At 47.4% G+C, this 22,426-nt stretch carries 18 protein-coding genes and 1 riboswitch; of the genes, 7 read left to right on the top strand and 11 right to left on the bottom strand.

The genetic code is table 11. The features are described 5' to 3' along the window. Positions 1-101: 101 nt before the first annotated feature. Positions 102-1,508 carry a multicopper oxidase family protein gene (locus ACO0KY_RS17410; protein WP_423048155.1) on the bottom strand — a complete coding sequence of 469 codons (1,407 nt, stop codon included), beginning with the start codon at positions 1,506-1,508 and terminating at the stop codon, positions 102-104. A gap of 66 nt (positions 1,509-1,574) precedes the next feature. Then, positions 1,575-2,990: a TolC family protein gene (locus ACO0KY_RS17405; RefSeq protein ID WP_423048153.1), complete on the bottom strand. Its 1,416-nt coding sequence runs from the start codon at positions 2,988-2,990 to the stop codon at positions 1,575-1,577. 26 nt (positions 2,991-3,016) lie between these two features. Between ACO0KY_RS17405 and ACO0KY_RS17400 the strand changes: the two genes are divergently transcribed. From ACO0KY_RS17400 to ACO0KY_RS17385, 4 genes are all read left to right on the top strand, one after another. After that, positions 3,017-3,286, top strand: coding sequence for a hypothetical protein (locus ACO0KY_RS17400; RefSeq protein ID WP_423048151.1), 270 nt, complete (start codon positions 3,017-3,019; stop codon positions 3,284-3,286). 665 nt (positions 3,287-3,951) lie between these two features. Beyond that, positions 3,952-4,242, top strand: coding sequence for a co-chaperone GroES (groES, locus tag ACO0KY_RS17395; RefSeq protein WP_422999569.1), 291 nt, complete (start codon positions 3,952-3,954; stop codon positions 4,240-4,242). A gap of 51 nt (positions 4,243-4,293) precedes the next feature. Then, entirely contained in the window at positions 4,294-5,943 is a 1,650-nt protein-coding gene (groL, locus tag ACO0KY_RS17390) for a chaperonin GroEL (RefSeq protein ID WP_422991415.1), read from the top strand. A gap of 408 nt (positions 5,944-6,351) precedes the next feature. Then, entirely contained in the window at positions 6,352-8,334 is a 1,983-nt protein-coding gene (locus ACO0KY_RS17385; RefSeq protein ID WP_423048149.1) for an OPT family oligopeptide transporter, read from the top strand. 43 nt (positions 8,335-8,377) lie between these two features. On the opposite strand, the gene ACO0KY_RS17380 is transcribed toward ACO0KY_RS17385, so the two are convergent. Then, positions 8,378-9,052 carry a tRNA-uridine aminocarboxypropyltransferase gene (locus tag ACO0KY_RS17380; protein ID WP_423048147.1) on the bottom strand — a complete coding sequence of 225 codons (675 nt, stop codon included), beginning with the start codon at positions 9,050-9,052 and terminating at the stop codon, positions 8,378-8,380. 143 nt (positions 9,053-9,195) lie between these two features. Here ACO0KY_RS17380 and ACO0KY_RS17375 point away from each other — a divergent pair, with 143 nt between their 5' ends. Continuing rightward, positions 9,196-10,398, top strand: a complete 1,203-nt coding sequence (locus tag ACO0KY_RS17375) for a hypothetical protein (RefSeq protein ID WP_423048145.1) — start codon at positions 9,196-9,198, stop codon at positions 10,396-10,398. Positions 10,399-10,401: 3 nt separating this feature from the next. Here the strand turns inward: ACO0KY_RS17375 and ACO0KY_RS17370 are convergent, their stop codons facing one another. Beyond that, positions 10,402-11,307 (bottom strand): TIGR01777 family oxidoreductase, encoded by a 906-nt coding sequence (locus ACO0KY_RS17370; RefSeq protein WP_423048143.1) that lies wholly within the window; start codon positions 11,305-11,307, stop codon positions 10,402-10,404. A 58-nt stretch (positions 11,308-11,365) separates the two neighbouring features. Further along, positions 11,366-13,228, bottom strand: a complete 1,863-nt coding sequence (locus ACO0KY_RS17365) for a TonB family protein (RefSeq protein WP_423048141.1) — start codon at positions 13,226-13,228, stop codon at positions 11,366-11,368. A 291-nt stretch (positions 13,229-13,519) separates the two neighbouring features. Here ACO0KY_RS17365 and ACO0KY_RS17360 point away from each other — a divergent pair, with 291 nt between their 5' ends. Beyond that, positions 13,520-14,488, top strand: a complete 969-nt coding sequence (locus ACO0KY_RS17360) for a 4-hydroxyproline epimerase (protein ID WP_423048139.1) — start codon at positions 13,520-13,522, stop codon at positions 14,486-14,488. 20 nt (positions 14,489-14,508) lie between these two features. Here the strand turns inward: ACO0KY_RS17360 and ACO0KY_RS17355 are convergent, their stop codons facing one another. Continuing rightward, positions 14,509-15,267, bottom strand: coding sequence for a helix-turn-helix domain-containing protein (locus ACO0KY_RS17355; RefSeq protein WP_423048137.1), 759 nt, complete (start codon positions 15,265-15,267; stop codon positions 14,509-14,511). A gap of 218 nt (positions 15,268-15,485) precedes the next feature. Here ACO0KY_RS17355 and ACO0KY_RS17350 point away from each other — a divergent pair, with 218 nt between their 5' ends. Next, on the top strand, positions 15,486-16,151 hold the full coding sequence (locus ACO0KY_RS17350; RefSeq protein ID WP_423048135.1) for a GntR family transcriptional regulator: 666 nt from the start codon (positions 15,486-15,488) through the stop codon (positions 16,149-16,151). A gap of 316 nt (positions 16,152-16,467) precedes the next feature. On the opposite strand, the gene ACO0KY_RS17345 is transcribed toward ACO0KY_RS17350, so the two are convergent. From ACO0KY_RS17345 to ACO0KY_RS17325, 5 genes are all read right to left on the bottom strand, one after another. After that, a complete protein-coding gene (locus ACO0KY_RS17345; RefSeq protein ID WP_423048133.1) occupies positions 16,468-17,250 on the bottom strand; it encodes an enoyl-CoA hydratase in 783 nt (260 codons plus the stop codon). Beyond that, on the bottom strand, positions 17,247-18,185 hold the full coding sequence (ylqF, locus tag ACO0KY_RS17340; RefSeq protein ID WP_423048131.1) for a ribosome biogenesis GTPase YlqF: 939 nt from the start codon (positions 18,183-18,185) through the stop codon (positions 17,247-17,249). Before ylqF ends, ACO0KY_RS17345 begins: the two co-directional genes overlap by 4 nt. A 288-nt stretch (positions 18,186-18,473) precedes the next feature. Next, complete coding sequence (locus ACO0KY_RS17335) at positions 18,474-21,140, bottom strand: putative Ig domain-containing protein (RefSeq protein WP_423048129.1); 2,667 nt, start codon at positions 21,138-21,140, stop codon at positions 18,474-18,476. Between the two features lie 64 nt (positions 21,141-21,204). Further along, a riboswitch (cyclic di-GMP riboswitch) is annotated at positions 21,205-21,291 on the bottom strand. Positions 21,292-21,522: 231 nt separating this feature from the next. Next, entirely contained in the window at positions 21,523-22,017 is a 495-nt protein-coding gene (locus ACO0KY_RS17330) for a nuclear transport factor 2 family protein (protein ID WP_423048127.1), read from the bottom strand. A 107-nt stretch (positions 22,018-22,124) separates the two neighbouring features. Beyond that, on the bottom strand, positions 22,125-22,415 hold the full coding sequence (locus tag ACO0KY_RS17325) for a YciI family protein (protein ID WP_423048125.1): 291 nt from the start codon (positions 22,413-22,415) through the stop codon (positions 22,125-22,127). Positions 22,416-22,426 lie beyond the last annotated feature (11 nt).

Genomic DNA, 22,426 nt, shown 5'->3' with positions numbered 1-22,426 from the left:
ATTGGAAAGGCTACCATTGCAACCATTCAGCCGCATCAGCGAACTACTTCCGCACAACTGGAAGCCTGCTCAATAAATCCGATCATCAATCTAAGGATCGGTCAACCTGTGTTGACCGGGTGCTTACGTTTAATCACCTTCAACTCAATTTGGTTCTGCTCAACTGTTTTTACCTCCGCATGTTGGCGTAAGGGTGTATCAATTGCACCTTGATATTCATACGCGCTTGTTCCCTTTGGATGTTGGTACCAACCGGGATCTTTATAATCGCCATGAGGCTGATTGTGACGCACTTTTAAAACGCTGAACATGCCCCCCATTTCCAAACTGCCATAAGGACCATCGCCGGACATCATTGGCAAAGTATTTTCTGGTAATGGCATCTGCATCTTGCTCATGTCACCCATGCCGTTTTCACCCATTGCCATATACGATGGCATGAGCTGACTGAGCTTTTCCATCACAGCAGTCTGATCCACGCCTATCATGGTTGGCACGCTATGACCCATCGCGTTCATGGTGTGATGACTCTTGTGACAATGAAAAGCCCAGTCACCTTCTTCGTCGGCGATGAATTCTATCTGGCGCATTTGTCCGACCGCAATATCAGTCGTCACTTCTGGCCAACGCGCCGTTTTTGGAATCGCCCCACCATCTGTTCCGGTGACATAAAATTCGTGACCGTGAATATGGATGGGATGATTGGTCATGCTTAAATTACCGACACGAATTCTGACCTTGTCATTCTTACGTACATTCAGACTATCAATGCCCGGAAATACCCTACTGTTCCACGACCACAAATTAAAATCAGTCATCGTCATGATATTCGGTCTGGCAGCGCCAGGTTCAATGTTATAAGCGTTGATCAGAAAAACAAAATCACGATCTACTTCATCTATCAAAGGATGCGCATGGCGTGGATGGGTTATCCATGACCCCATCATCCCCATTGCCATTTGTGTCATTTCGTCGGCGTGGGGGTGATACATAAATGTGCCCGGACGCCTAGCAACAAACTCATAGACATACGTTTTTCCTGGCTGTATTGCCGCTTGCGTTAAACCAGAAACGCCATCCATGCCATTGGGCAAACGCTGTCCGTGCCAATGCATACTGGTAGCCTCGGGCAAGCGATTCGTGACAAAGATACGTACACGGTCACCCTCCACCACCTCTATTGTTGGACCCGGGCTTTGCCCGTTGTAGCCCCACAGTTGGGCTTTCATGCCAGGTGCCATCTCTCTCACCACTGGCTCGGCAATCAAGTGAAATTCCTTGACACCATTGTTCATGCGCCATGGCAAAGTCCAACCGTTTAAGGTCACTACCGGACGATACGGACGACCATTTGTGGGTGTCAACGGTGGCATGGTGTTTGGGTCCACCTGGCTCACTATTTCTGGCAATGCGGCGAGTGCGACTTTGCTGACGCTGGCTGCTGCCATCGCGCCACCTGCAATACTACTCAGACCAGCTGCCTTTAAAAAATATCTTCTGGAATTCATGGTTTTTACTCTTGGGAAAATTTTGAGCGACACATTGCACAGATGTGTTGAAATAAGATGTGGGACTCACTCATTTATATTCCTTGAATCCTGGCCGCTCGTAATATGTGGCGCACCAATAATTTCCGCTTGCAAAGCTGCGTCCGCTAACCAAAAATCTTGTTCCGCCTGAATAGCAGCGATCACGCCATGGACTTGCGTACGCGCGTCATCCAGCAACTCAAAAACACTGACCAACATGCCGTTGTAGCGCAATTGGTTTTCACGCAAAATTTGTTCATGCAAAACCAAAACATCCGTGTGGTAATGCTGAGCAATGTCATAGCTAGTCAGATAAGCAGAATACGATTCTCTCAATGTTGAGGCCGCGTTGCGCATCACACTTTCCAATTCAAAACTGGCGGCGCGTGTATTGGCGTTCATCGAATCGCGTTGCAACTGTCCTTGATCAAATAATGGCAAACTAAAGCTGATCTGTGTAGTGCGTTTTGCGCCCGCATCGCTGAGACTATTAACGTCACCGCGTGTGCCGGAGCTGCCCGAACCAGTTTCACGCGCCACACTTAGCTGCACATCAGTCCAACTAGTCAAGGAGGTTAAACCTTGCCGCTTGGCCGCATATTCCAAATGAATTTTTGCAAGTCGTATGTCCAATCGCTCTGCATTTGCAGCGTCTTTGATTTTTTCTGCATCGATAGGCGCTGTAGGTAAGTTTGGCAAACGCTCTGGCAAATGGAGCATTTGCTTTTGCTCATCTGTCAAACCAAGTAGGCGGATTAAATTCTCGCGACTACTGACCTCACGCTGTTGTGCCGCTTTAAATTGCATAAAAGCATCTGCATAAAAAGCCTGCTGCCTTGCCGCTTGCAACTTACTGAAATTTCCGGCATCACGCATCTGTTTCGCTAACGTCGCGCTCGATTGCGCCACATCGTTGACCTGATTTGCGTAAATAAAACTTTGTTTCGCAGCGACCGCATCAACCCATGCCTTACGTACTTGAGTAATACGATTTACCACCTCGATACTCATTTGCAATTGCCCTTCACTGATCTTACTCTGCGCCAGATTCTGTCTTTGCGATAAGCTCAACAAATCAACTAAGCTAAAACTAATCATACGCGAAAGATCTGAAGCATCGCCGCGACGAATACTTTCCAGTGTCAATAAAGGATTGGCAATCTGCCCGCTCTGCGCAGCAATAGCGCCGTTTGCAGCATGTCGTGCCAGCAATCCCTGTAAAGCCGGATTATTGACCAGTGCGATGTGAACCGCATCATTTTGCGACAAACCTTGCTCACGACTTTGCGTCAATAAATCTTTTGTTTTGGCTTCTTGGATACGAAATTGCTGGCTCCCTCCAACCATTTCAAGGCGACCTCCAGTGAAAGCCGGAATCGTCTCATTCACCTTCAAGATTGCATTCTGCGCATCAAAGCTGCCGCAAGCTGATAAGGTGAAAACTATAACTGAGGCGCTCATCAATGAACGCGTACTAAGTGAAAAAAATGGCGGCATATCATTCCCGTCAATATTCTGGGCAAATTAAATGCCTATGCAAGAGCAAAGAAGGATCTGTTACCCATCCTTACAGCAAAAAGCATTTAAATCATAAACTCAAAAAAGAATCCGCTAAAAAGCGGGATCGCGTCATCAGGAAAGCAAAGATTTGGGGGGACGTTCCGGTGTGCCAGACACCAAAGAAGAAAATGATGGGGGATAACTATTATATGCAACAGGAGAAAAATCTGACGGTATCGTCAGGCCAACTGAAGTGAGCAAAGCAAGCCCACTGCAACAAGCTGAATTCGCTTTGCAATGGCCATGTAAATCAAGTTGATTTGAAGAAATTTTTTTAACGTCGTTTTCAACACCTTGCGAGCTAAGCGAGATCTGCCGGTGCTGTTTGCACGGTGACATCGATGCTACGGATACTGACGGATACGAAACCTGTCCACATAACGACATGCTACTGACTGCAAACCCTTGCAAAGGTAGCATTATCAGCAACAAATATATCGTCAATGAGCGCAATGAAAATCGTTTCATAGGCGGAACTTATCACATTTGAGCTAAATACTCAAAATACTCACCACTGCCAGTAGTTTTTCAAAATGCAACACACTTTCAATGTCTTTTTGGCAATATTTGCACGGGTATTTTTCGTAAGTGCTGAGTCAAGTTCCTTATTTGTTGATTGTGGAAAAGTGAAGCTTTTTAAATAATTCCAATTCTGAACCGAAATCACGTCCCGGTCAAAATCATCTAAGTAACTGTTTTATAAGGATTAAAAAAATTCTTATCGTTTTTGTCCTTGAAATACCAGCACCCCGCCCATATAATTAGCACTCGTTGGGAGAGAGTGCTAACAAAGTCTTTCCCCAGCTTAAATTGAATTCAATAGTATTCCCTCGTAATTACTCGCAAATTTAAAGGAGCTTGTATGAACCTTCGTCCCCTGCACGATCGTCTGATCGTTAAACGTCTGGATCAAGAAACAAAAACTGCATCCGGTATCGTTCTGCCTGACGCGGCAGCAGAAAAACCAGATCAAGGTGAAGTATTAGCCGTTGGTACAGGTAAACAATTGGATAACGGCACTGTGCGCGCACTCGAAGTCAAAGTTGGCGATCGCGTATTGTTCGGCAAATACTCTGGCCAATCTGTCAAAGTTGACGGCAATGAAGTGTTAGTTATGCGTGAAGAAGACATCTTCGCGATCGTACAGAAATAATTCCTGTATTCCTAAGTAGTTAGAAATCCTCAAGATTCCGGAGAAAATAACATGGCAGCTAAACAAGTAATTTTTGGCGATGACGCACGTGCGAAAATCGTTAATGGCGTAAATATTCTGGCTAACGCAGTTAAAGTAACACTGGGCCCTAAAGGCCGTAACGTTGTTCTGGAACGCTCTTTCGGCGCGCCAACAGTGACTAAAGACGGCGTGTCAGTCGCTAAAGAAATCGAACTCAAAGACAAACTGGAAAACATGGGCGCGCAGCTCGTGAAAGAAGTCGCTTCCCGTACTTCTGACAACGCTGGTGACGGTACAACAACAGCAACAGTATTGGCACAAGCTATCGTTCGCGAAGGCTTCAAATACGTTGCAGCTGGTTTCAACCCAACAGACTTGAAACGCGGTATCGACAAAGCAGTTGTAGCTATCGTTGCAGAAATCAAAACTCTGTCCAAGCCAACAACAACCAACAAAGAGATCGCTCAAGTTGGTTCTATCTCTGCTAACTCTGACCAAAACATCGGCGATATCATCGCCCGTGCCATGGACAAAGTAGGTAAAGAAGGCGTGATCACAGTTGAAGACGGTAAATCTCTCGACAACGAACTCGACATCGTTGAAGGTATGCAGTTTGACCGTGGCTACTTGTCACCATACTTCATCAATAACCCAGAAAAACAATCCGTTATCCTGGAAAACCCATACGTTCTGTTGTTCGACAAAAAAATCTCGAACATCCGTGATCTGCTCCCAGTTCTGGAACAAGTGGCAAAATCTGGTCGCCCACTGTTGATCATCGCTGAAGATGTTGACGGCGAAGCGCTGGCAACTCTGGTTGTGAACAACATCCGTGGCATCCTGAAAACAGCTGCTGTTAAAGCGCCTGGCTTTGGTGACCGTCGTAAAGCAATGTTGGAAGACATCGCTATCCTGACTGGCGGCCAAGTAATCGCTGAAGAAGTTGGTCTGACACTGGAAAAAGCAACTCTGGCTGATCTGGGTCAAGCTAAACGTATCGAAATCGGCAAAGAAAACACCACAGTAATCGACGGCGCAGGCCAGGCAATCGGTATCGAAGCACGTGTTAAACAAATCCGCGCTCAGATCGAAGAAGCAAGCTCTGACTACGACCGTGAAAAACTGCAAGAACGCGTTGCCAAATTGGCAGGCGGCGTTGCAGTGATCAAAGTTGGTGCTGCAACTGAAGTTGAAATGAAAGAGAAAAAAGCACGCGTTGAAGATGCGTTGCATGCTACTCGTGCAGCGGTTGAAGAAGGCGTTGTTCCTGGCGGTGGTGTTGCTCTGTTGCGTGCACGTGCAGCTGCTGGCGTGATCAAAGGCGACAATGCTGATCAAGAAGCCGGTATCAAACTGGTTCTCAAAGCAATCGAAGCACCATTGCGCGAAATCGTTGCCAACGCTGGTGGCGAACCAAGCGTTGTTGTTAACGCGATTTTGAACGGCACTGGCAACTTCGGTTTCAATGCTGCAAACGACACCTACGGTGATATGATCGAAATGGGTATTCTGGACCCAGCAAAAGTAACTCGCTCTGCATTGCAAAATGCAGCGTCTGTTGCTGGTCTGATCCTGACGACTGATGCTCTGGTTGCTGAATTGTCTGAAGACAAACCAGCAGGCGGCATGGGTGACATGGGTGGTATGGGCGGTATGGGTGGCATGGGCGGTATGATGTAATATCGCTTGCTACTCACTACAGAGTCGCATTCATCAAAGCCCCGCAACGCAAGTTGTGGGGCTTTTTGCTTTTTTTGGGTAAATCTAACTTAAAACAATGCACTCTGCACCATCGCTGCCCCACCATTACCACGTCCCTCTCCTTGCGGGAAAAGAGGTTTAAAGGGCTGAACTTGCCTCACAACGATAACCATTTAATAAATTTATCGAACTTCTTTTGTCGCACTGCATCACAAGCAAATTGTGGTTTTCTCCTGATGATGCTTGACAGTCTGATGACAGACTTAGATACTGCGGCACCTGAAAGAAAACTTTCATTTTTAATCGAATAAAGTCGTCTTTTTGATGGTTTTATCAAACAGATGCTTTACCCTCGTTTATTACCCTAAACACGACGCTGGAGACATAATGGCGCTGCAACATCTATCCGATGAACAGATAAAAACCTGGACCCGATCCCAAAAGGATGAATGGTGGTTTACCAATATTTACCGTGGTGACATGGCGCAATTGACACTGCGTTCGGCGCTGACTGGTTTCATACTAGGTGGCATCTTAGCCGCGACCGCCTTATACATTGGCGCAAAGACTGGTGTCGGTATTGGAGTTGGGCTGACTTCTGTCATTTTGGCGTTTGCCATGTTTAAGTTGCTGGCACAAGCTGGGATCGCCAGTGACTTCACGGTTCTTGAAAATAACTGTACTCAGTCAATTGCTACAGCGTCCGGCTACATGGTTTCACCATTGATTGCCAGTCTGACGGCTTTCATGCTGGTCAGCGGAAAAATCATCCCATGGTGGCAAATGATGGTCTGGATGATCGTGGTTGCTATTTTGGGCGTGTTAATCGCCTTTCCGATGAAGCGCCGCTTTATCAATGAAGATCAGTTACCTTTCCCTGAAGGACGCGCTTGCGGTGTCGTGCTGGATTCTTTATATACCGGCGACGCAAACGTTGGTATGTTCAAAGCACGCTTACTGGGAATGACGGCAGTATTTACCGGTTTGTACCAAATGATCATCAGCGACGGATGGATGAAATTAATACAGTTCAAAATCCTGCGCATGGATCAATGGACGGGCATGAAAGAAGCCTGGAACCTGCATGAGCGTTTTGACGACTACTATTACGCTGCCATGGTCAAATATGACCTATGGTCACCGAAGATCGCTGGCGTTGACTTCCGCACACTGGGCCTGCGCTTTACCGTTGATGCAGCAATGTTTGGCCTTGGCGGCTTGATGGGCATACGCGTTGCCAGCAGCGTGTTGTTGGGCGCATTCATCAATTTTGTCATCCTGGCGCCAATCATGATTAATCAGGGCGACATTGCACCGCGTATCGGTATTGATGGTCATGTTGTTGCGCTGACTCGTGCAGAAATTGTAAACCAATGGTCACTGTGGTGGGGCGTATCGATGATGGTGGTTGGATCTATGGTGAGCTTGTTAGCGAAGCCGGAGATCTTTACCAATGCGTTTAAAAATTTGAAGAAAAAAGCAACGCCTGAATCAACAAGCGATGTATTGAAAGACATAGAATTGCCGCTGTGGGTGTCGTATATTGGTGTGCCAATTTTCAGCGTAATTGGTGCTGCGGTAACACACGAGTTCTTTGGCGTGTCATGGTTGCTTTCTTTCATTTCGTTACCATTAATCTTTGTTCTCACAATTATTGGCATTAACTCAATGGCCTTGACTTCTTGGGTACCGACGGGGGCATTGTCAAAAATCACGCAATTCTCAATTGGCGCAATTGACCATGTGAATCCGGCCAACAATATCTTGCCTGCAGGTATGACTGCAGAAGTTGCAATGAATGCGTCGAATCTGCTGTCTGACATCAAACCCGGTTATATGCTCGGGGCAAAGCCACGTCAGCAAGCAATTGGCCATGTCATTGGTATTTTTGCTGGTGCACTCGCTTGTATCCCACTGTACTATTTGCTGTTCTTACCAGCGGACGCAAATGGTCTTCGTAGTACTGCAAGCATTTTGAGTGACCAATTTGCATTTCCGGCAGCGGTACAATGGAAAGGCGTTGCTGACCTGATTGCGAAAGGTGTGCATAGTCTGCATACCTCCGCAGTGATCTCCATGATCGTAGCAGCGATCAGCGCCATCGTAATCGAGGTCGCAAAAATTGTGACCAAAGGACGCTTCCCCTTATCGGCCGTATCAATCGGCCTTGGTGTTGTGTTACCACCAGAGTCCAGCCTGGCAATGTGGATAGGTGCGATGGTGTTCTGGTACATGGGTCGCCGCAATGCGACACCTGGCACCAAGGGCTATGACTTCTGGGTCGATGGTTGTGAACCTATCTGTGCTGGCTTGGTTTCTGGCGCAGCATTGGTCGGTATCGGTAATGCTATTATCAATGTGCTGATCTGAGTTAGCGCACCAATGAAAAGCCCCGCCACTGTGCGGGGCTTTTTTACTTGCGTGGTGGCATAAACTGCATTTGCTGTTCGACAAAACCATCAAAGGCTTCGAGCAATGGCAAATATTTTTCTTCATCGCTTTCAAGCCGCATTAGCGCGTAAGTACTCGCTTCCAGACTGGAAAGTTGATCCGGCTTATGGGCTTTACGTATGCGGTAATGGGATGCGGGCATCGCTGTCAGACTGAGCCTTGGCAAAGTTTGCAATACCGGATTGAGATACAGCATCTTGCGACTTTTGCGCCAGGTGGCGTCCAGAATCACTAAACGAAGTCCGCGAGGATCTTGGTTTTCCTGAAATCGAGTCTCAGTTGACGTAACCAGGTCAATAGCTTGATTTTCACCGGTATCCGGATACAGAAGCACAGGTTGTAACGCATACGAACCAGGGTTCTGACAAGATGGTGCATGTAATACACTTAAAAGCTCATCAGCCGCAAAATTTTCACCGATGATTATTTGCGATGCTTGCAAACAAAGATCAAGTAAGCGAGCACTTCCTTTCGCGTTATTTACTTCCAGTGGATGTTGCAAAATCAACACCTCGACCAGGTTCGCGATCGGCTTTATCCAGCGGCAGATACAGTTAGTAAGTGGACGCTGACATTGTGCACAAGCCTGGCGAGAAAGACTGGCATGAAGGATAAATTTGGCATTGCCTGTACTCATACGAAAATCAAAAGTATCGCTTTCAAAAAAACTGGCATTGTACTTTGCTTAACGAATGTGAAACACACTTTTACACGGTTTCACAACGCCAGTCTGCAGCTTAGACTATCATACCTAGATCAGTCATTCGTTTTTTTGCTTACATGAAACTATCACGCTTACTTATTTTTGGCATTTCCGTGCTGATCTCCGCTTGCGGCGGTGGAACAACGACACCAGTCAGTGACACAACAACGTCAACGACGATTCCGACGCCACCCTCCACGCCACCAACGCCCCCTCCAACGACACCGCCAACCTTGCAACAAAAACCTGGGGTGCTGGCGACCAATCTCGGTTTATCGAAGCGCTTACTGCTAGGTTTAGGCACAACCAATGTGTCCGATATTCAGACGCAAAATATTCATGTCGATATCTACGACCAATACCTGACTGGTGTCGGCAGCGGGGCGTGGCCAACCTGGAATAGCCCTTCTGGTGCCTATGTGCAGGTGGTTGCACAAAATGCCGCTAGTCTTGGTGCTGTTCCTATGTTTACGCTATATCAAATGGCGGCGAATGGCGATGGCAATCTGAGCGGCTTAACCAACCCCACGTTTATGAGCGCCTACTGGAGCAATGTCAGGCTATTATTTCAACAAATCAAAATTTTCGGAAAACCGGTGTTAGTTAATTTCGAACCTGATTTTTGGGAATACGCACAAAGAGCAAGCACTAACGCAGACCCTACCTCGGTTACCGCGCTCGTCAACAGCAACACTGATTGCGCTAATTTACCCAACAACGTAGCTGGGGTAGCCCAATGCCTGCTATTGACGGCACGCACTTACGCGCCGAATGCTTACGTAGGATTTCCACCGTCTTTGGCAAGTGATTTGTATCCCGCCTCCGTAGGTTTCATGCAAAAGCTTGGCACAGCAAAGGCCGACTTTGTCGTCATGCAAACTCTGGATCGGGATGCAGGTTGTTTTGAGGCCATACCTCAACCTTCGTATTGCTCACGTCCCGGAACTGCCTGGTATTGGGATGAAGCCAATACCAACACACCTAATTTCGCACAAAACATCGCACAAGGCAGTAATTTCAATACCAGCCTGCAGTTACCACTGCTCTGGTGGCAAACGCCTTTGGGCGCACCCTCGACTACGCCTGGCGGCTCATCAGGACAATGGCGGGATAACCGGGTTCACTATTTTTTAAATCACGCGGCGGATCTGGTAGCAGCCGGTGCAATGGGCGTGGTATTCAGTGCAGGAGAGGTGCATCAGACGACCATTAATACCGATGGCGGACAATTCAAAAAACTGTCAGGCATCTATTACACGTCGCCAGCGGCTCTGCCCTGATATTTATCCTGAACGTTTCAATAAATCCGTCAATGCTGGTAGCAATGACGGATGTTTAAACTGGTAACCCAAGGCGCTGATCTTGGCGGGGATAACACGCTGTCCTCCGATCAGTAACTCGGACATCTCACCCAACGCCAATTTTAATAAAAATGCCGGTGTGACAAAAAATACCGGTCGATGCAAAGCCAAAGCCAGCAATCGGGTAAATTTACGATTCGTCACGGGTTCTGGTGCCACCATATTGAAGCATCCAGCGGCATTGTGGTGCTGCAACAAGAACTGCAGTATGGCAACATAGTCATCAATATGAATCCAGCTCATCCATTGATAGCCGTTACCGATTCTGGCCCCCAGACAGAGACTAAACGGTAAGTGCATTTTCTGAAGCATACCGCCAGCGGCATCAAGCACGAGTCCTGTACGCAAAATGCAGGTACGTATTCCCAATGCGGCGGCGGCCATCGCAGCGGCTTCCCAATCAACGCATAGCTGAGCGCCAAAGTCACCGCCCGCTTGCGCTTGTTCGCTCAAAATGACATCGCCTCCATCGCCGTAATAACCAATCGAGGAACCACTTAAAAAAATTTGTGGGCGATGGGACGCTTCACGCATTTTTTGGATTAAGCTTTCCGTTAAATCAATACGGCTCTGGCGTAAAATTTGTTTGCGACGCTCACTCCAACGAGCGTCAACGATGGGTTCTCCGGCAAGATTGATGACCGCATCAAATGACGTATCACGATGGTATTCGTCTAGGCTGGACATCGCAGTCACACCAGCGCCGCACAAGACTGACACTTGTTGGCTGCGACGACTCAAGACAGTAAGCTTGTGACCTTGAACCAGAAGCGCAGCACATAAACGACGCCCGATCAGTCCCGTTCCACCGGTGATTAAGATACGCATGATCCCCTCTTTTTAATTGCTTTATAGCAAACTTTTCGCAACAGGATAGCCACTCGTCTTAACGAATTTCTTCGATAATCCGCAGATTATCATCAAAACTCCAAACGCGTCGGATCTCCAAAACATCATACTGCGCGGCAATACTCGGCGGAAAAGCAGCATATCGCGCATTGATACGCACGATATTGCGCACCGCCTGATCAATATCTTCCCGTCCGCTGGAACGAAGTATCGTAATTTCCTCCACGCTGCCATCGCGACGTATAGAAACGCTGACTAGCGGATCACCACGTGACTTATTGCTGGAACTTTGTGAGTAATTTAAATTACCGTTGCGTTCTATTTTTTGTTTCCAGCTATCTGCATACATACGCAATTGCACGTCTTTTTCTATGTTGTTGAGTATTGTATGTCGTCTGGCTTTTTCATCCAGTAAAGGCAATGGCGGCTTGCCTTGCAACAAACCTAGCCCTTGCGCCGATTCGCGTGAACGATTTGCCAGATCGCTGCTGAGCAAACTCTTAGGTAACACAAAAGCGCCCGACTTATTCCCTGTCGCAGTCTCAGCGCCAGCATGTACGCTACCACTGCCAAACATGTCATCACCGCTTGCACGCGCCGATGTCCGACTGTCTTTTCCTGGTATTTCGCTTTGACCTTTGGTGTTTTGGTTCGCTATCTGTGCTGCTTGGGTTGCTGCCTGCGCCGCAAGAACAGCCTGGGCGGCTTGTTGTTGCGCCAATTGGCGGGCTTGCAGTTGACGCTGAATTTCGGCTTCTTGCAATGCCTTTTCTTCAAGCTCTTCTTTTTGCTGCCGCACTTTTGTCACTTCACGTAAGCGTTCTTTGCGTTGCAATTCTTTTTGAGCTAGTTCTGCTTGCAATTGTTGTTTAAGCGCTTCGTCAAACTGTCGTGTGGTTTCGGTACGCTGTTGTTGGGTCAAAGCAAGCGTTGCGGCGGTCGCAAGCTCCTGTTGCGTCTTTAAGTTTTGCTCCTGCGCTTGCTGTTCGACTTCCAATTGCTTTTTCAAAGCAGCCGCTTGTTGAATTTGTTCTGCTTGACGACGATTATCTTCATCCAGTTGCTGCAGAATTTTGTCTTTTGCTGCGTTGTCCTGCGCTTTTGTGGCTAACAAATCCTGAGTACGTTGCAGAATTTCAGCTTCCCTCTGTTGCTGTTTGCTATGATCAACTTCAAAACGAGCAACGCTGGCGACTGCGGCATCTGTATTTGCCGTCGGTGGAATAATTGTTGGTTCTGGCTCGGTTAGCATTTCTGCCTTTGCCTCCAGGGGCGCGGCAACTACAGGCTCTGGAACTTTAGAAACCAATTCTTGAACCGCATCCTCTTTTTTCACCTCATCAGGATCACGCACGGCAACGACAAAACTATCGTCTCGCAAAATATCTTGCGTGATTAAATCCGGCATTTCGGTAACAATGACTTTGTGCGGGCGCTCTGATTTTGCGATGCTGGCAGATTTTCGTTTAGGTGCTGTCAGCAACTTATTCTTTTCTTTATTTACTTCTTTATTTACTTCTTTTTTAATTTCTCTTTTGAGTATAGTTGCAGCTTGAGGATGCAACGCTGGCGGCGCAATAAGTTGAAATCCGTGCGGTGCAATTGTTAGTTCTGGCTTCGCTATTGGCGGGACTGGTACAGGAACAACAAGTGGTTTTATTGGGGATAAAGGTGTGGGTAAGGCATTTTCAATCTGCACCGTCATTGCCGGTGCCAGTAGCGTCGCGGCACTATGTTCTAACTTCGCTGAACCTGCGCCTGGTAATCCTATCCCTGGCACACCAAATTGCAAAGACAAAATAAAAGCATGCAGCAGCACAGAAAAAACAATAGCGGCTGACAGGCGACGCTTCACCTCTCTGGGCATGTGATGTTCGTTTTTTGCTGGGAATAGATTCATGCAAATTTTAATGTTCAATCAAATTGGGGCATTTTTAAATCAGCCCCGTATCTGTGTGTAGCGAGAATATTTAGAAGATTGCTAATGATTTTCTGAATTCGACCGCTACTTTAGCATCCATATCAGTTAATGGCTGCATTTTTGCCATCCATCTGATAATCAATTACCTGCTCAGATTGAGTCGTCACATCGTGCTATGCCGATTTCCACAACTGCATATCCATTTCAGAACAAGACAGGTCTTCGTCAGGCAACGTATGCTAGCGATATTGAACTATTTTCGGAGCTTCTATGAAAAAAATAATGATAATTGATTCGCATACCGGTGGTGAACCTACCCGTGTGATTGTCGGTGGTGGCCCAGATCTAGGGTCTGGCTCAGTCGCGCAACAATTGCATATTTTCAAAGAACAATTTGATCATTTTCGCACTGCGACTGTGTGTGAACCGCGTGGTTCCGACGTTTTAGTTGGTGCACTGGCCTGCGCTCCATCAGAACCGGATTGCGTTGCAGGAGTGATTTTTTTCAATAACGTCGACTATCTCGGCATGTGTGGTCACGGCATGATAGGCTTTATCGTTACTCTGGCTTATCAGGAAAAAATCAATGTCGGCACGCACCGTATAGAAACACCAGTTGGCATTGTTGAAGCGGAGCTACATGCAGATCACTCAGTGACGGTACGTAACGTGCCAGCCTATCGTTTTATGCAGGCGGTCAGCGTTGAAGTGCCAGGAATAGGGATGGTCAAAGGTGATATAGCATGGGGCGGCAACTGGTTCTTCCTGATCAGCGAACATGGTCAGGACTTGCATCTTGCCGAAGTAGACAGCTTGACCGATTACTGCTGGCGCGTACGGTTAGCATTGGAAGCCAATAAAATTACTGGTGAAGATGGCGCACTGATCGACCACATTGAATTATTTGCAGCGGCAAGTGACGCCGCGAATCACAGTAAAAACTTTGTGTTATGCCCGGGTAAAGCTTACGACAGATCACCATGCGGTACTGGCACTAGCGCCAAGCTGGCGTGTCTTGCTGCGGACGACAAACTGGCACCGGGTCAGGTATGGCGACAAGAAAGCATACTGGGTAGCGTATTTGAAGCTTCATATCAACTTCACATTGCATCCGGCGTTGATCAGGCGAATTCTGCAACACCAAAAATTTTGCCTATCCTGCGCGGCACGGCGTTTGTGAATGCCGAAGCAAGCTTACTGTTGAACGAGCGAGATCCGTTTGTGTGGGGCATACGATAAGCTTTTCTACATTGCTAGGTCTAAGTAATTATTACGTCACGATATTCGCTTGGTGTCATACCGACTGTCGCTTTGAAAACGCGCGAAAATGCGCTGTGGTCCTGATATCCGCAGGCCAGCGCAATATCGGTAATACTCAATTCAGCCTGCCCCAACATGGCTGATGCGGCATCAAGCCGGATTTTGACCATCATCTGACGTGGTGTCAGTGAAAAAATTTTATGGAAATTTCTTTCTAACTGCGCAACTGATAAACCTGTTAATTTCACCAAATCTGCCATTTTGATCGGTTGCGCGTAGTGTCGGTGTATATGGGCTACTGCTGCCGCGATTTTTTCATACACAGGATGCCGCTGATCAGGACTGGCCAGATCGCGTGAGATACCGGTCATGCCTATGATTTTGTGTTGTCGGTCACGTAAAGGTATTTTCTGAGTCAGGCACCAACCCGGTGAACGATTAGGATATAAATGCAATTCGAGCTGATCACGCAATTCTTTTACACCGCTCAACACCATTGCATCTTGTGCTGCGTAGTTCGCTGCTAATCTGCTTGGGAAAACATCGCTGGCTTTGCGTCCCAACAAGGCCGATTTTTCTCTCAGACCGCAACGGCGCACCAGTGTTTGATTGACGACCACATAATGCCCGCCGAGATCTTTCACAAAAAATACAATATCGCTCATTGCGTCAAATAAAATTTCAGAAAAAAAGGCATCGCTCACCAGCGCAGCCAAGTCCTGGCGTTGTTTCCCTGAAGAACAAATGTTTTTTTCCATCAACCTACAACCTCCGCATACAGCGACAAAAAAATATATCAACCCTATGCAATTTTACTCGCGGTTTGGTGTCGAACCCAAGTTACCGTATGAGATCAAACTTTCACGTCAATTAAACAATTTAAAATTTTGCAATTAATCATTTTTACTGAGTAAAATTTGAAAATATGTTGATATGATCAAGTTAAGATATATTTATATTGAGTTAATCTACATCTATGCGTATCAATCCAGAAAATTCTGCCCCTGCCGAAAAAAAACGTGTTGCCGATATCGCCTATGACAAGCTGGAAAGCTTGATCGTGACGATGGAACTCACTCCTGGCGCCGCCATTATTGAGGCTGAACTCATACAAAAAACCGGACTAGGTCGTACCCCATTGCGCGAAGCACTGATGCGTATGTCCTCCAATGGCTTAATACGACAAATGCCACGGCGTGGCCTGGTGGTCAGCGATATTGAGGCATCCGCGCATTTGTCCCTCTTAGAAACACGGCGGGTGCTGGAACGCTTAATTGCGCAAAATGCCGCTGAAAGAGCGTCGACACAACAAGGTAAAGAGCTGGTCGTTTGTGCCGAGCAGATGCTGATTTCCGCCAAACGTCGAACCTTGACTGAGTACATGGAGGCGGATCAGGCTTTTGACCATATCGTCCAAGATGCCTGCAACAATCCATCGGCAGTGGCGGCAGTGATTCCGCTGATCATCAAGAGCCGGCGTTTCTGGTACGCCTATCAGCATGAGGGCGATTTAGAAGAATGTGCACGATGCCATTTACTCGTAGCAAAGGCAATTGCCAAAGGCAAAAAAGAACTCGCTACCAAGGCAATCGATGGCTTAATGGATTACCTGGAATCCTTCGCAAAAACCACCGTTGTTTAGTCTTAAAATCAATAAAACCGTATCAGTCACGTCCGGTGACGGATGAATGCGGCAAGCGACGAACATTAGGTAACGCTTGCTGCATTAGCCAACGTTTAAAATGTAACATCTAATCTCGGGCAAGCAAATGCGCCCAAAAAGAACACGTCATCAGGATCGAGATCATGGCAGCACTGAGGCTGAGTTGATAAAAAAGATGATGCAACAAGCCCGCTAAAAGCCACGCAAGCGATGATTTTTATCAACAACATGAGATAGCGACTCATTGCTGGATACTCGGGCGTTTGCGAGAGAGAAAAGCAACGTAAAGATCAAACTATTTTTTGAGCGGACGCTTTTCAATAAACGCTAGCACGCCTTCTTGTGCGCTATTTTCCATCATATTACAGGCCATGGTTTGCCCCGCCAATTGGTATGCTGCTTCGACACCCATTTCCAGCTGTTTATAGAATAGTTGCTTACCCATGCTGATGGCAGACATGGGTTTGCTGATAATGCTGTCCACCAATTCTGCAATACAAGTATCCAACATATCAGCCGGAACAACGCGATTAATGAGGCCGCGCTGCAATGCCATTTGCGCGTCCATAAAATCACCGGTCAATAACATTTCCATCGCTTGCTTACGCGATATATTACGCGACAAAGCCACGGCGGGCGTTGAGCAAAATAAACCGACATTGATGCCAGAAACCGCAAAACGCGCACTGTCCGCCGCCACCGCGAGATCGCACATCGCCACCAATTGGCAACCCGCCGCTGTCGCGATCCCGTGCACGCGTGCAATGACCGGTTGCGGCAAGTGTTGTATCGCCAGCATCAGCTTGCTGCATTGCTGGAATAAGGATTGATAATAGGCTTGCGAAGGATTGGCTTGCATTTGCTTCAGATCGTGCCCTGCGCAAAAGGCTTTTCCGGCAGCAGCCAATACAACAACACGCACTTGCGTGTCTTGTGCGATTGTCTTCAATGCTGCTAGCAATTCCGTCAGCATTTCTTCGGATAACACATTGAAACGCTCGCCATGATTGAGCGTCAACGTCGTAACGCCAGCCTCATCCTGACGTAGCAGCAAGGCAGAGCTAGCGTTGTGAATCATTCCTGATCCTCGTCCTCGATTTCTGGCTCCATGCCGGTTTGTACACTCTTACCTTGACCCAACAATACAGGTGGCACATAGGTTGCCAGCAAATGTTCTCGACTGGCAGGTGTTTCCAGACTAATGCGTCCTAAAGCGCCGCTACGATAATCGAGCAATAAGGTATGAGACGCTTTTTCAAAATCCCAATCACCACCTTTGAGCTTGTAGCCACGCTTCATGGCAACACCTTCAACAACCGCAACGGCATCCATACCTTCGAGGTTAAAGCCGTACCGTGTCACCAGAGACTTTGGATAATGCAGCAGTAATTGCTCTGCGAGGAAAGTCGCAATTTCTTCTTCAATCAAGGCGTTGATACCAATCGCATGACTGGCTGCCAGCATCAGACCATCTGTAGGATGTTCAATCTTAGGCCACAACATTCCAGGCGTATCGGTCAAAATCATATTTTTGCCGAGATACAAGCGTTGCTGGGTCTTGGTCACCGCTGGTTCGTCACCAACGTTGGCAACGCGCTTTTTGAGCAAGGCATTCATCAACGTTGATTTACCGACGTTGGGAATCCCCATGATCATCATGCGTAGAGGCTTAGTTGGCACAGCACGATGCGGTGCCAGTTTTTGCGCAAAGCCAGGTACTTTGGCAACGTCTGCTGGCTTTTTGCAACTCATCGCCACTGCAAAAACATCTTTTTGGGCGTTATAAAAATCCAGCCATTGCTTGGTGGCGTTAGGATCGGCGAGATCGGCCTTGTTTAAAATTTTCAGACACGGACGCTGACGGAATACGCGCAGTTGCTCCACCATGGGATTGCAACTTGCTTGCGGGATGCGTGCATCCAGCACTTCAATCACTAAATCGGTGTTTTCCATGGTTTCCGCCGCTTTCTTGCGGGCGGCGTTCATGTGGCCGGGGAACCATTGTATGGACATGCTTATTCTTCTTTTTTGCTAAATCAAAGCGATATTGTACGGAAGTCTGTCGCGCTTGACCCAAAAGTTTCATCTCTGATCTTCAAAATTAGCCAATATTAGGGGGTATAGGCAATTTTCTTATTATTCCGAAGGTGTATAAACGATGTTTAAAAATACTCATAGGGAGTATAAATTCATACATATATCAACTTTGAGGGGCGGTTGACTCGCTGCAAATAAAAAATGTGGCGCTGAAATCTTCAGCGCCACATCCAGTATATGAACTTCCTCTAATTCTGTCAGCGATCAGTGCGCATTTATCGTTACCGGCACAGATGCTGTCGCGGACCGTCCCAGATTATCAGTTACTGTCACTTTCAGGGTATAGCTACCGGTGACGGGATTTGGCCAGCTAGCAACCAATGACATACCGCTACCCATAGAGAAGCTCATGCCCAGTGGCACGCCAGAGATCGAGACCGACAAACCAGTCGCGCCAGCATCGGCAAAGCTAATCGTTCCCGACATCGGCTTACCAGCAACACCTGTCATTGGAGCGGCAGTAATAATTGGACCTACTGGCGTTGCAGCGCTGATTACAACAGTGTACACGCCCTGACCACTCAAACCAGTCTTAGTATCTTTCGCTGTCACTGTGACGTTATAGCTACCAACGACAGGATTTGTCCAGTTGACCACGCCTGCAGCGCTGATTGTCATTCCGGATGGTGCGCCACTCAAGCTGTATGTCAGAGGATTGCTATTGGCAACAGTCACGCTGAATGACAATGCAGTACCAGCCTTGCCAGAGATGCTGCCACCTGGAACCGTTGGAGCAGGTTGCGCAGCAATCGTAACAACATACACGCCCTTGCCAGTCAAACCATTTTTGCTATCCGTTGCAGTAACAGTGACCGAGTATGTACCCAGAACAGGTGTCGCCCAACTTACTACACCAGTGCTGCTGATGGTCATACCAGATGGAGCGCCACTCAGCGTCAAGGTGGTTGGATTAACATCTGTCACGCTGACGTTGAAAGACAATGCAGTGCCGACTTTGCCGCTGATCGCGCCCCCCGTCACGACTGGAGCAACTGGGGGGGAAATTTTTACTGTGTACACACCGCTGCCAGACAACTTGGCCTTGCTATCTACCGCCGTAACAGTCACAGAATAAGTACCAGCAACTGGTGTTGCCCAAGTCACTATGCCAGCAGCATTGATCGTCATGCCAGATGGCGCACCGCTCAAGCTAAAGGTCAAAGGATTTGGCGATGAAGCTGATACCGTGAACGAGAGTGCTGTACCGACCTGACCACTAATGCTTGCGCCTGTCACCACTGGTGCACTTGCAGCGCTAGTGCCTGCCAGATACGTCAGCAAACTGGTGACATTGGGCGTACCCAAGCCAGTCGTTTCGTCGTAACCAAATTTTGCATTACAAGTCGAGCAGCTACCATCGGAACCGGAAGTTACATCGTAAAACGCACTCGCGTAAGAACCTGGTACGCCAGCAATCTGTCCATACAATACTGGCTGCGTCAGACCCAAAGCAGCTTTTGCGTTTTGCGCACGAATCGCATTCGCAACAGTAATTACGCCTGCCCACTGTGGTGTTGCCAGGCTAGTACCACCAGCACTCAACCAGCTGACAGTACTGCTACCCTGATTGATCACTGCCAGATATTGACCAGTAGATGGGTCTGCATTGAAAGCCACGTCTGCAACGCTGCGGCGTGGGAGGCTACCAACGCCTGGTACACCACTGGTTTGATACGATGGTGTGGAAGTATAAGCACTGATGCCGCCACCTGTACCGGACCATACCGTTTCAGAGCGAGAACCGCTACCTGAATAAGCGAGCGATGTACCACTGACTGCCAGCACATTCGGCGATACAGCCGGCCAATCGACAGCTGCGCCAGAATCACCAGTCGCAGCGACGTATGTCATTTTGACGCCGGTAAAAGCGGAATCAACAGATGAAGTCCAATTTCCTTCAGAAGCACCAAAGCTCATCGATACCACGCCTGGCCCCATCGCATTAGCGAGTTTGACGCCGCCAATCAAGCTATTGAGGGACGCATCTGGTGCTTCGATCAACACAATTCGCGCCAAAGGTGCGGTCGCATGCGCCCATTGCACATCTAATGTAATTTCCGTTGCCCAGCCTGAATCGTATGCCGGCGCAGTACTCGTCATCGTTCCATTTGAAGTGTTATAAACAACAGACAATACACAGCCAGAAGTGATTGACGCTGGAGCCAGTGGCAAACTCGCATTCGTCGCGATCGATTGTGTTGTACAAGCTGGCAAACCAAATTTTTGATTGAACGCTGCCAGCTCTTGAACAACGTAAGGATCATGTTGTGCATCGACCAGATAAATTGTTTGACCAGCGCCTAACTGCGCCGCTTGCGCAGCACTTAAACCAGTCGTATTCGCGGGCAAAGCCGGCAAACCGTAAGCAGCACGAATCTGTGCAGGGGTATAAGTAACGACCACCGCATTATTCACCTTTGGTTGAATAGACTGGTCAGCAGAGATGTTGCTTGCGCTGAAGTTTTGCCCCCCACGAGTTGCATTCAATATGTCAACCGTCAAGCGGCGGGACGACAAGCCTTGGAGTTCAGTTGGAACAAATTGCTTATTTGCTGCTATTTGGGCAGAGCTATTAGCATCCAACGCATCAACGTCTGAAGGTTCATTTAACAGTACTGGTGCTATGTGAAATGTTGGTGTCGCTATTTGATCAGGTGGTGTAGCAGCGGAGCCGATAACTGGCAAATCTAAAGTCGTCGTCGCGGTAGAGATTTGTGCAACGGATGAATTGGAGTTGGCATTGGTCGAACTAGTGCCGCTACCACAAGCACTCAACAAAGCAAAAAGCCCTGCAGATACCAAGGTACGAGCGAGTGGAGCAGAAAGGGTAACAGGAAGGGAAGAAAACAATACGTTTTGTTTGATACTCATGGTGTCAGCTCTCCAGGATGGAAAAAGGCTGCGCACGCGCAGTGACAAAAAAATAATTTCGCTCACTGGCAACCCCGCTACCTTAGCGCTCTAACGCCGTAGGCCGGAAGCTTTGCGTCCCCGACTTTCATCGAGTTTGCCCAAAAATTTTACTTCAAAATACAACACACAAAGTTTAAGAAGAAAACTCGAAAAATAAAAGCAAACAAATGTTAATTACCACAGATAAAAATAGTGTTCTAACAAAAAATTGTCTTTATAAATCAGCTATTTATAAACATTTTCCATTTTTACATATCGTCTTCACATCATTTCCGAAATTGAACACAGATGTTCTTGTAAAGTAAACAAACTCACTGCTTTATATGCCCTTTTTTATGGACTATTTTTTTTGCTTCTGCTCGTTTTTCTTAACGCCTTCAGACAGGTAATCAATCAACTCGTTGGGCACTGTTAAAGACAGTTGATAATGTTCAATTTGAAAACCATCCGAGGTATTTCGCACCACGCCAGAAGCCTGGCAAATGCCCATTTGCGTTTGTAATTGCTCATCAAACCAGATGACGCTTTGATCGCTCGTCATTGCCACGTGACGATCCAGCACTTTAAATGCCCAGGCGCTGGGTCGTGCAAAAGCCGGTTTCGCCCAGACCTTAAAGTCCTCACGCGTCCAGCGCTCTGTTTTATCGGTGCCAATATACACACCGTCTTTTGCTATTTTATCGAAGTAGGCCATGCGCGAATGCGCTGCATCATCGTGCCATTCGTCGATGAATTGATTGAGTTTTTGTATCGTCCGGACCTGACTTTCCTCGGCGACCACCGGGAGGCAAACGAGAAAAGACAACAGAGAAATGAAACCTAAAAGTTTTTTCATAAAATAGCCTTGTACCTTCATGTAGCTGATTGCACTTGAATTTTCTCAAAAAAAATTAACCAATGTAAATTGACAGAAATCGGGACTTAATAATGCTTGGCTAAGGGCTATGCGACTTTCAAATTTCCCAGAAAATCAGCAGTCATCGTAGGAATAAATTCAGTAATCGTATAGCGTGCGATTGCTTCGCGGTGAAACGGATCTTCTTGTATCAATGTCTCAACTTCATCCCTTGAAGCACAGTTCGCAATAATGATACCGCCGGTGCGCGGCTCCTTACGTCCCGACATCAGAAACTTAGCACTTGCGTAGTATTTTTCAAGAAATTGCCGATGTTCGGGAATAAATTTTTCGACTTCGGTTAAAGCTTTTATGTAATCTAAATCAATAATGAACATGATCTTAAATT

Origin of the sequence: Undibacterium sp. Dicai25W (assembly GCF_049340505.1) — a bacterium.
Taxonomy (GTDB): domain Bacteria; phylum Pseudomonadota; class Gammaproteobacteria; order Burkholderiales; family Burkholderiaceae_D; genus Undibacterium; species Undibacterium jejuense.
The sequence above is the reverse complement of the archived record's forward strand: the minus strand, read 5'-3'. Positions and strand labels throughout refer to the sequence as shown.